General features: G+C 74.4%; 9 protein-coding genes and 1 riboswitch. Of the genes, 5 read left to right on the top strand and 4 right to left on the bottom strand.

What is annotated here, in order from left to right; genetic code table 11:
• Window positions 1-36: 36 nt before the first annotated feature.
• Entirely contained in the window at window positions 37-882 is an 846-nt protein-coding gene (locus tag ACFVXK_RS33655; RefSeq protein ID WP_389619499.1) for a bifunctional 5,10-methylenetetrahydrofolate dehydrogenase/5,10-methenyltetrahydrofolate cyclohydrolase, read from the bottom strand.
• 74 nt (window positions 883-956) lie between these two features.
• Window positions 957-1,056: riboswitch (ZMP/ZTP riboswitch) on the bottom strand.
• Window positions 1,057-1,125: 69 nt separating this feature from the next.
• Between ACFVXK_RS33655 and ACFVXK_RS33650 the strand changes: the two genes are divergently transcribed.
• Window positions 1,126-1,887, top strand: coding sequence for a methyltransferase domain-containing protein (locus tag ACFVXK_RS33650; protein ID WP_389619496.1), 762 nt, complete (start codon window positions 1,126-1,128; stop codon window positions 1,885-1,887).
• Between the two features lie 247 nt (window positions 1,888-2,134).
• Window positions 2,135-3,715 (top strand): RNA polymerase sigma factor, encoded by a 1,581-nt coding sequence (locus ACFVXK_RS33645; RefSeq protein WP_389619493.1) that lies wholly within the window; start codon window positions 2,135-2,137, stop codon window positions 3,713-3,715.
• A gap of 81 nt (window positions 3,716-3,796) precedes the next feature.
• Here the strand turns inward: ACFVXK_RS33645 and ACFVXK_RS33640 are convergent, their stop codons facing one another.
• From ACFVXK_RS33640 to ACFVXK_RS33630, 3 genes are all read right to left on the bottom strand, one after another.
• A complete protein-coding gene (locus ACFVXK_RS33640; protein ID WP_389619490.1) occupies window positions 3,797-5,212 on the bottom strand; it encodes an amino acid permease in 1,416 nt (471 codons plus the stop codon).
• Window positions 5,213-5,287: 75 nt separating this feature from the next.
• Window positions 5,288-7,393 (bottom strand): phage holin family protein, encoded by a 2,106-nt coding sequence (locus tag ACFVXK_RS33635; RefSeq protein ID WP_389619488.1) that lies wholly within the window; start codon window positions 7,391-7,393, stop codon window positions 5,288-5,290.
• 161 nt (window positions 7,394-7,554) lie between these two features.
• A complete protein-coding gene (locus ACFVXK_RS33630; RefSeq protein WP_389619485.1) occupies window positions 7,555-7,959 on the bottom strand; it encodes a hypothetical protein in 405 nt (134 codons plus the stop codon).
• Between the two features lie 117 nt (window positions 7,960-8,076).
• Here ACFVXK_RS33630 and ACFVXK_RS33625 point away from each other — a divergent pair, with 117 nt between their 5' ends.
• Genes ACFVXK_RS33625 through ACFVXK_RS33615 form a run of 3 tightly spaced genes read left to right on the top strand, consistent with a single transcriptional unit; the run spans window position 8,077 to window position 9,965 of the window.
• A complete protein-coding gene (locus ACFVXK_RS33625) occupies window positions 8,077-8,853 on the top strand; it encodes an MBL fold metallo-hydrolase (protein ID WP_389619483.1) in 777 nt (258 codons plus the stop codon).
• On the top strand, window positions 8,850-9,497 hold the full coding sequence (locus tag ACFVXK_RS33620) for a DedA family protein (RefSeq protein ID WP_389619480.1): 648 nt from the start codon (window positions 8,850-8,852) through the stop codon (window positions 9,495-9,497). Before ACFVXK_RS33625 ends, ACFVXK_RS33620 begins: the two co-directional genes overlap by 4 nt.
• 36 nt (window positions 9,498-9,533) lie before the next feature.
• Window positions 9,534-9,965, top strand: a complete 432-nt coding sequence (locus tag ACFVXK_RS33615; RefSeq protein ID WP_389619477.1) for a MazG-like family protein — start codon at window positions 9,534-9,536, stop codon at window positions 9,963-9,965.
• Window positions 9,966-10,048 lie beyond the last annotated feature (83 nt).

Below are 10,048 nucleotides of genomic sequence, written 5' to 3'. Positions count from 1 at the left end.
TCCGGGGCTCCGGGGCTCCGGGGCTCAGTGGCCGGCTCAGAGGGCCGCGAGGTCCAGGCCGGCCTGGGCGGCCGCGGCGTGGACGGTCTGCTCCAGCAGGACCGCGATGGTCATGGGGCCGACACCGCCGGGCACCGGGGTGATCAGGGAGGCGCGGGCGGCGGCGGACTCGAAGTGGACGTCGCCGACGTTGCCCTCGTTGTAGCCGGCGTCCAGGACGACGGCGCCCTCCTTGATGTCCTCGCCCCGGATGAACTCGGCCTTGCCCACGGCGGCGACCAGCACGTCGGCCTGGCGGACGATCGAGGAGAGGTCCTTGGTGCGGGAGTGGCAGTAGGTGACGGTGGCGTTCTGCTCCAGCAGCAGCATCCCGGCGGGCTTGCCCAGGATCGCGCTGCGGCCGACCACGACGGCGTGCTTGCCGGTGAGGTCCACGTCGTACTCGGCGAGCAGGCGCATGATGCCGCCGGGGGTGCAGGAGACGAAGCCGGGCAGGCCGAAGCCCATGGCGGCGAAGGAGTGCATGGTGACCCCGTCGACGTCCTTGCCGGGGGCGATGGCCTCGAAGGCGGCCCGCTCGTCGATGTGGTGCGGGACCGGGTGCTGGAGCAGGATGCCGCTGATCCCGGGGTCCTCCGAGAGGGCCGTGATCGTGGCGACGAGCTCCTCGGTGGTGGTCTCCGCCGGGAGCTCCACGTGGCGGGAGGTGATCCCGGCCTTGGCGCAGCGGTTCTGCTTCATGCGCACGTAGGTGACGGAGGCGGGGTCCTCGCCGACCAGGACGGTGGCCAGGCAGGGGGCGGTGCCGGTGCGCTCGGTGATCTTCGCCGCGAGGGCGGCGGTCTCCTCGGAGATGCGGCGGGCGAGGGCGGTGCCGTCCATGAGCTGGGCGGTGGCCGAGGGGGCAGTCGTCACGGGGTCTCCTGAACGTCGCTGCGGATCGCTGTTCGCGGATCGCGGTTCGCCCAGGCGCGCGGCAGTCGACGTACGGGGAGGTGCGTACGCCGGGCCGCTCCCCGGTGGTGATCCACCCGAACGCCAGTCACGGCCCTGCTCCCACTGTAATCGAACCGTCCACCGGTTTATCCGGTGGATGACCGGGGCCCGGCCTGGGACGATCGAGACATGACGCGCACTTTCGACCATCTCGTCGCCGAGGCGGAATCCGTCTCCGTCGACGGCTGGGACTTCTCCTGGCTCGACGGCCGGGCCACCGAGCAGCGCCCGTCCTGGGGCTACCAGCGGATGCTGGCCGAGCGCCTGTCCCGGGTCCGCTCCGCCCTGGACGTCCAGACCGGGGGCGGTGAGGTGCTCGCCGGGGCGGGGCCGCTGCCGCCGCTGACGGCGGCCACGGAGTCCTGGCCCCCGAACGTGCAGAAGGCCACCCGGCTGCTGCACCCGCTGGGCGCCGTGGTCGTCGCGGACGCCGACGAGCCGCCGCTGCCCTTCGGCGACGGCGCCTTCGAGCTGGTGGCGAGCCGGCACCCGGTGACCATCTGGTGGGACGAGATCGCCCGGGTGCTGGCGCCGGGCGGTACCTACTTCTCGCAGCAGGTCGGCCCGGCCAGCGTCTTCGAGCTCGTCGAGTACTTCCTCGGCCCCCAGCCGGAGGAGGTCCGGCGCGCCCGCCACCCCGACGACGCGGAGGCCGACGCGCGGAAGGCGGGGCTGGAGGTCACCGACCTGCGCTCCGAGCGGCTGCGTACGGAGTTCCACGACATCGGAGCCGTGATCTACTTCTTGAGGAAGGTGATCTGGATGGTTCCCGGCTTCACGGTCGGGCAGTACCGGGACCGGCTGCGCGAGCTCCACGAACGGATCGAGCGCGAGGGTCCGTTCGTCGCGCACACCGCCCGGTTCCTCATCGAGGCCCGCAAGCCGCACTGATGCGGGGGCGTGCGCGCGGGGCCGTTCCGGCGCCGATCCGGCGCGGACGGATCCGCGCCGGATCGGTTGCCCGGCCACAGCGTGGCGCAGGTCACTCAATTCAGCGCGTAACGAATCGACTCGGGCAGGCGATGAACCGACAGGTGTCCTCGCGCGGCCCCGGAATACAGCCCCCCTGGGGACTGTTTCCCGAGTCCGCGCGATGATTCCCGCCCACCCCTTATCTGTTCGCAACGAGAGGCTCCTTGTGTCGCTCAGCCCGTCCCGTACGTTCCCTCCGGAGATCGCCGAATCGGAGGCCCTCGTCGCGCTCGTCGAGCGCGGCCGCGAGCAGGGTCACATCAACGGTGACGATGTGCGCCAGGCCTTCGAGGCCGGCCGCATCCCGGTGGACCAGTGGAAGCGGGTCCTGCGCAGCCTGAACCAGGTCCTGGACGAAGAGGGCGTCGCCCTCCACGTCAGCGCCGCCCCCGCCACGAAGGCTCCTGCCAAGAAGCCCCGCAAGGCAGCCGCCGCCCCGGCCCGCACCGTGACGAAGAAGGCGGCCGCCGCGCCGCGCCCCATCGGTGCGCGCAAGGCCTCGGTCGCCGCCGCCCCGGCCGCCGCCGCGGCGATATCCGCTCCGTCGGCCGGCGCCGCGGAGGAGGTGTCGGCCGAGGCCGCCGCCGAGCCCAAGAAGCGCACGGTCAAGAAGACCGCGGCCAAGAAGGCCACGGCCACCAAGAAGACCGCCGCGAAGAAGACCACCGCCAAGGACGCCGACGACGCCGAGAACCCGGCCGTCGAGGGCGAGGAGTGGGCGGTCGAGGACCTCGCCGACGAGCCCGAGGAAGAGGCTCCCAAGGCCGGCGGCCAGGGCTTCGTGCTGTCCGACGAGGACGAGGACGACGCCCCGGCGCAGACCGTCATGGTGGCCGGCGCCACCGCCGACCCGGTCAAGGACTACCTCAAGCTCATCGGAAAGGTGCCGCTGCTCAACGCCGAGCAGGAGGTCGAGCTCGCCAAGCGCATCGAGGCGGGTCTCTTCTCCGAGTACAAGCTCGAAGAGGAGGAGGACCACAAGCCCGCGTTCAAGCGCGAGCTGGAGATCCTCGTCGAGGACGGCCGCCGCGCCAAGAACCACCTGCTGGAGGCCAACCTCCGCCTCGTGGTCTCCCTGGCCAAGCGCTACACGGGCCGCGGCATGCTCTTCCTGGACCTGATCCAGGAGGGCAACGTCGGCCTGATCCGCGCCGTGGAGAAGTTCGACTACACCAAGGGCTTCAAGTTCTCCACGTACGCGACCTGGTGGATCCGGCAGGCGATCACGCGTGCCATGGCCGACCAGTCCCGCACCATCCGCATCCCCGTGCACATGGTCGAGATCATCAACAAGCTCGCCCGCGTGCAGCGCCAGATGCTCCAGGACCTGGGCCGCGAGCCCACCCCGGAGGAGCTGGGCAAGGAGCTCGACATGACCCCTGAGAAGGTCATCGAGGTCCAGAAGTACGGCCGTGAGCCGATCTCCCTGCACACCCCGCTGGGTGAGGAGGGCGACAGCGAGTTCGGTGACCTCATCGAGGACTCCGAGGCGGTCGTGCCCGCGGACGCGGTGTCCTTCACCTTCCTCCAGGAGCAGCTCCAGTCCATCCTGGGCACGCTCTCGGAGCGCGAGGCGGGCGTGGTCTCCATGCGCTACGGCCTCAACGACGGCCAGCCGAAGACGCTGGACGAGATCGGCCGCGTGTACGGGGTGACCCGTGAGCGCATCCGCCAGATCGAGTCCAAGACCATGTCGAAGCTGCGCCACCCGTCGCGTTCGCAGGTGCTGCGCGACTACCTGGACTGATCCCCGGGGACGCACGAAAGCGGAGGCCCGCGCCGTTCGGCGCGGGCCTCCGCGTCTTCCTCGTCAGCCGTGCCGGTCGGGTCAGGCGGCCGCGCGGCGCTTGCGGGCGGACATCAGGGCGTGGACGAGGACGCCCGCGAAGAGGAACAGGACGCCCTGGTAGACGGCCGCGTACCCGGATCCGGCGACCAGCCACATGGAGAAGGCGAAGGCCACGCCGGCCAGGACGCCGTCACGGACCAGCTGCCCGCGCCGGACCCGCTCCGACCGGCCCGAGGCCAGGAAGTACAGCTGGGCGGCGGTGGAGAGCAGGTAGGGGACGGTCGCCGTGAAGGTGGTGATCAGGACCAGGGCCTCGAAGACCGCCGCGGAGCCCGCGGTGTAGTTGTAGACGGTCAGGGCCGAGGCCAGGACGACCGTGACGAGGACGCCCGCCACCGGGACGCCGCGCTGCTTCTTCTCGAAGACCTTCGGGAAGAGCCCGTCCTTGGCGGCCGCGTACGGGGTCTGCGCGCCGAGCAGCGTCCAGCCGTTGAGGGCGCCGACCATCGAGATCACGGCGGCGCCGGCGACCAGCGTGCCGCCCCAGGTGCCGCCGAACATGGCGTCGACGGCGTCGGTGAAGGGGGCCTCGGAGGAGACCAGCTTCTCGTGGTTCACCAGGCCGAAGACGGCGAGGGTGCCGAGCAGGTAGACGGTGGCCGCGCCGACGGTGCCGAGGACGGTGGCCCGGCCGACGTTGCGGGCCGGGTCGCGGACCTCGCCGGCGCTGACGGCGGCGGACTCGACGCCGATGTAGCTGAACAGCAGGATCGCGGCGGACGCGGAGACCGCGCCGACCGGGCTCTGGCCGGTGGCCTGGAACGGGCCGAGGTTGGCCGGGTCGAAGAAGAACAGCCCGCCGACGGCGACGAGCAGCAGCGGGACCAGCTTGAGGACGGTCGCGACCACCTGGACGGCGCCCACGTAGCGGGTGCCGGCCAGGTTGGAGAGGGCCGGCAGCCACTGGACGGCGAGGGCGGCCAGGCACATCGACCACTTGTGCTCCCCCACCGCCGGGAAGAGCACCGCGAGGTAGCCGACGGAGGCCACCGCGAGGGCGGCGTTCGAGACCCAGGCGGTCATCCAGTAGCTGTACGCGGCGAGGAAGCCGGCGAAGTCGCCGAAGGCGGCGCGTACATAGACGTAGGGGCCGCCGGTCCGCGGGTGGCGCTGGGCGAGGCGGCCGAAGACCAGGGCGAGGGCGATCGCGCCGAGGGTCAGGACGGCGAAGGCCAGCAGGCTGATGGTGCCGAAGGGGGCGACCGAGGCCGGGAGCAGGAAGATCCCGCCGCCGATGACGTTGCCCATGACGAGGCAGATCGCGACGGGGAGGCCGAAGCGGCGGGCGTGGCGGTCGGCCGGGGCGGGTGCCTGTCCGGGCGTGACCGGCGTGGGGGTTCCGGCGGCCCCGGGGGCGGCGCTCTGCTCGGCGGGCGGGGCTGCGGTGCTGGTCATCGGTGGTGCGCCTCGGGGTGTCTCACATGGTGGGCAGGTGAACACATGGTTGACCACCGGGAAGTCGGCGCCAAATCACCGGGTTTCGTCCGGCGCCGCACCCGCTGCGGACGGAAAGGTTCCGCTGGATTCGCCCTCCGGCCGGTGATCCTCCGGCCGGTGGTCGTCCCGGCGTGCCGGGAGGGGGACCTGGGGGCCGTCCGACTCGCGCAGCCAGCGGCGCAGGACCTCGTGCACGGCCTCGGCGCCCACCAGGTCCGGACCGGGCGCCGACAGGGCGGTCGGCCACATCAGGAAGGGGTGCCCCTGCTCCCCGCCCAGGCCGCCGTGCGAGCCGATCTGCTCCTCGAAGGCGTGCACGGTCCCGGTCCGGGGGTCGTACGCCGAGTTGACCATGATGTCGGCGACGTGCGGGAAGGAGTCCGTCCGGCGGACCGCGTCGGCCGCGCCGGGCCCGTACGCGGACAGCAGCTCCTCCGCCGCCCCGGGTACGTCGAGCCGGGCCGAGCTGCCGCCGGGGCCCAGCACCTCCCCGTCGACCAGCAGGAAGCCCACCCCCGGGTGGTCGGCCAGGGTGCGCAGCAGGGCGGGGTGGGCCCGTTCGATCCAGCGGCGGCCGGCCCGGCCCGGCAGGGCGGGGAAGGAGACCAGCCCGAGGTTGCCGGACGCGAGCACCACCGGGTCCGGTCCCGGCCCGGGGCGGGTGTCCTGCGCGTCCTCCTCCACCGGGCGGTGCAGGGCGGCCAGCACCGCCGCCCGGGCCTCGGCCCCGCTGCGGGTGCGGCCGGCCCGGCGCGGGACGGGCAGCCCGCAGCCCGCCCGCACGAGGTCCTCCAGGCCGAGCCCGTAGCGGCCGAGGAAGGTCTCCCCCGGGCTCTGGCCGTGGTCCGACAGCAGGACGAACCGGTACTCGCGCGGGGCGTGCTCGGCGACCCGGGCGATCAGGGCGAGGCTGCGGTCGAGCCGGGCGAGCACCCGGTCGGTGTCCCGGCCGTGGGGGCCGCAGTGGTGGGCGACCTCGTCGTAGGCCACCAGGTCGGCGTAGACGGCCGACCGGCCCGCGAGCAGGTCGCCGATCACCGCCGAGACCACCACGTCCCGTTCGACGACCGTCGCGAAGGCCCTGATCAGCGGGTACAGCCCGCCGCGCGCCACCCGGGGGTGCTCGTCGCGCAGCCGGGAGCGCAGCGACTGGCCGATCTCCCGGGCCGCCTCGGCGACGAAGGACAGCGCGGTGCGGACGGCGTTGGCCGGGTCGGAGAAGTACGCGAAGTAGCCCGCCCGGGAGCGGTTGGCGCGGCCGCGCCGGGCCGCGACCGAGAGCACCAGCGCCAGCTGGTCGGCGCCCCCGCTGAACAGGTTGCCGCGGCTGGCCCCGTCCAGGGTGAGCAGTCCGCCGTCGCGGGTGCGCGCCACGGCCCGGCGCTGGAGTTCGGCGGCGCTGGTGGGCCGGTTGCAGACCATCACCTCGCCGGTGTCCTTCTCGTACCAGCGGAAGGCCGGTACGTCGAAGTTCGTGCCGTGCAGGATGCCGAGCTGGCTGGCGCCGGTCTGGCTGGACCAGTCGGTGCGCCAGGGCATGACCCGGTGGCTGTCCTCCAGCCAGCCGGCGACCGTGGGCATCAGCCCGTCCGCCGCCGCCCGGCGCAGCACCCGGTAGCCGACCCCGTCGAGTTGGAGGAAGACCAGTCCCGGGCCGCCGCCGGGCGGGGGGCCGCGCCGGCGGCGGCGCCGGGCGGCCAGCCGGTACAGCCGGCGCCGGTACGCCTCGTCGTCGCGCACCGCGAGGGCGGTGGAGGTGGCCGAGGCGACGGCGGACATCGCGGCGGCGACGACCACCGCGGTCTCGGGGGCGGCGGCCGCCCCGCGGTCGTCGGGGATCAGGCTGAGGGCCATGAGCAGCAGGGAGCCGTTGAGGAAGAAGACGAGCAGGCCGAGCACCAGGGCGGGCACCAGCAGCAGGGCCCGTACGACGACGGGCCAGACCAGGGCGGTGAGCAGGCCGAAGGCGCCGGCGCCCCAGGCGGCGGTCAGCCCGACCCGGGTGACGCTGTCGCCGTCGGCGGACTGGAGTCGGAAGTCGGGCAGGAGCGCGGCGAGCACGAGCAGGGTGAGCGTGGACACCGCCCACACGAGGAGCACCCGCACCAGCGCCCCGCCCGCGTCCCGCCACCGCCCCATGACGCACCCGCCTCGTGTCTCCCCCGGACCCGTCCGGGGGTGCCCCGGTCCCGCGCCGCGCCCGCGGTCCCCTCGCCAGCGTCGCACAGGGCGGCGCGGGAGGCCGCTCGTCACGGATGGCGCACGGGAGTACGGGGACGGGGCGGGGCGGCGCCCGCGTCTCAGGTGCCGTCGTAGCCGGCGGTCGGCATGGAGAGCCTGCGGTGCACCTCGGCCTTCATGGCGGGGGTGTAGCTGGGCTCGTCGAGTCCGGCCGTCTCCAGCCGGACGCCGCGCCGCGCGCACTCGGCGGTGAACTCCTCGACGGAGCGCAGCGCGCGGGTCAGGACCCTCCGGTTGGGGGCGACGAACAGGTCGACCTGGCCCGCGTCCACGTCGCTCCAGAGTCCGCAGTGATCGGCCCGCAGCCCGTAGAACAGCAGCTGCCGGGTGACCACGTAGCCCTGGGCCGCGGCCCAGCGCGCGCACATGGCGTGCTGACTCCGGGTGTCCACGGCGAAGGGGTCGGCATCGAGGTCTTCGAGCGGGGCCAGGCTGGCGATAGCGGCCACGCGCAGCGCATCCATGGCGCCCGACCCTACTCCGATCCGGGCCCGGGGAGGAGGGGGCTGCGTAGTTCCGCTTCCAGGCGAATGCGGCGGGGAATGCCTAGGCTCGAAGGGGCGAGGGAAAGGGGGTGCGGGGTGCCGGTGGAGATCACCTGGTGGGGGCATGCCACGTGTACGGTGCGGGACTCGGGGGTGCGGGTGCTGACGGACCCGCTGTTCGTGCGGCGGCTGGCCCATCTGCGGCGCCGGCGGGGGGCGGTGCCGCCGCCGGAGGCCGCCGAGGCGGAGGCGGTGCTGGTGTCGCACCTGCACGCCGACCACCTGCACCTGCCGTCGCTGGCCCGGCTGGCGCCCGGCACCCGCCTGGTCGTGCCGCGCGGGGCCCGCCGGGCGGTGCCGGGGCTGGGGCGGCTGGCGCGGACGCGGGGCCTGGTGGTGACGGAGGTCGTCGCGGGCGAGGAGGTCCGGGTCGGGGAGGGCATACGGGTACGGGCGGTGAGCGCCCGGCACGACGGGCGGCGGGTGCCGTTCGGGCCGCAGCGGGTGCGGGCTCTGGGGTACGTGGTCGAGGGCGCCGCCCGGACGTACTTCGCCGGGGACACCGGGCCGTTCGACACCATGGCCGAGGAGACCGGGCCGCTGGACGTGGCCCTGCTGCCGGTGGGCGGCTGGGGGCCGTACCTGGGGCCCGGGCACCTGGACGCGGAGGGGGCGGCGCGGGCGCTGGCGCGGCTGGCGCCGTCGGCCGCGGTTCCGGTGCACTACGGGACGTACTGGCCGATCGGCATGGACGCGGTGCGGCCGCACGAGTTCCACGCGCCGGGCGAGGAGTTCGCCCGGCTGGCGGGGGTGCTCGCGCCGAAGGTGGCGGTACGGGTCCCGGCGCACGGGGAACGGGTGCGGCTGCCGTGACGGGGTGGCTGTCGGGGGCGGCCGAGGTGGCCGGGCGGGTGCCGCCGGAGACCACCCGGCAGGCGGTGGGGTACCCGGCGCTGTTCGTGCTGGTGGCGCTGGGGGCGCTGGTGCCGGTGATCCCGACGGGGGCGCTGGTGAGTTCGGCGGCGGTGGTGGCGTTCCATCAGCGGACCGTGCCGCTGGGGGTGTTGGTGGTGTGCGGGGTCGCGGCGCTGGCGGCCTTCGCCGGGGACGTCGCGCTGTACTGGCTGGGGCGGCGGGGGGTTCGTTCGCGGGGCGGCTCGCGGATGCTGGAGTCCCTGCGCCGGCGGGCCGCGCCGGAGCGGCTGGAGCGGGCGCGGGTGGGGCTGGAGGAGCACGGGGTGCTGGTCCTGGTGCTGTCGCGGCTGGTTCCGGCGGGCCGGATCCCGGTGATGCTGGCCTGCCTGCTGGGCGGGCTGCCGCTGCGGCGGTTCGCCCGGGGGGACGCGCCGGCGTGCCTGGCCTGGGCGGCGACGTACGGGCTGATCGGGATCCTGGGCGGCTCGCTGTTCTCCGAGCCGTGGAAGGGCGTGGCCGCGGCGGTGGCCCTGACGGTGGTGATCAGCGCGGGGCCGGGGGTGTGGCGGCGGCTGGGGGGTGGGCGGCGGCGGGAGGGGTAGGCTCCTGGCCTCCGGACGACAGGGGTGACGCGACCGATGACGGATCAACTCCGCGGTGGGGACGGCCCGGCCGAAGGGGCCGGGCCGGTCGCCCGCCGCGAAGCCGTGGGGGGCGCGGCCGACTCCGTGTGGGAGACGGTGCACGCCCTCGCGGCCCGGTTCGAGGCGGCGGCCGCCGAGCGGGGGGTGGTGGCGCCGCAGAGCCATGTCATCCAAGTGCTGAAGATCGGCGAGGAGTTCGGCGAGGCCGCGCAGGCGGTGATCGGGGCGACCGGGTCGAACCCGCGGAAGGGGCGGTCGCACAGCTGGGAGGACGTGCACGACGAGGTGTGCGACGTCATCATCACGGGGATGGTGGCGCTGGCGCGGATGCGGCCGGACGCGGCGGCGTACTTCGCGGGTCAACTCGCCCTGAAGGCGGGCCGCTTCCTCCCGGGGCCGGCCCCGGTCCCGGAGGACGACGCCTGACCGGGGCCGGCGACGCCGCTGCGCGGGGCGGGGTCCCCTACCCGCCCTTCCACCGTTCCCTGGGGGCTCCGCCCCCAGACCCC

The organism is Streptomyces sp. NPDC058157, from assembly GCF_042884105.1.
Taxonomy (GTDB): Bacteria; Actinomycetota; Actinomycetes; order Streptomycetales; family Streptomycetaceae; genus Streptomyces.
The sequence above is the reverse complement of the archived record's forward strand: the minus strand, read 5'-3'. Positions and strand labels throughout refer to the sequence as shown.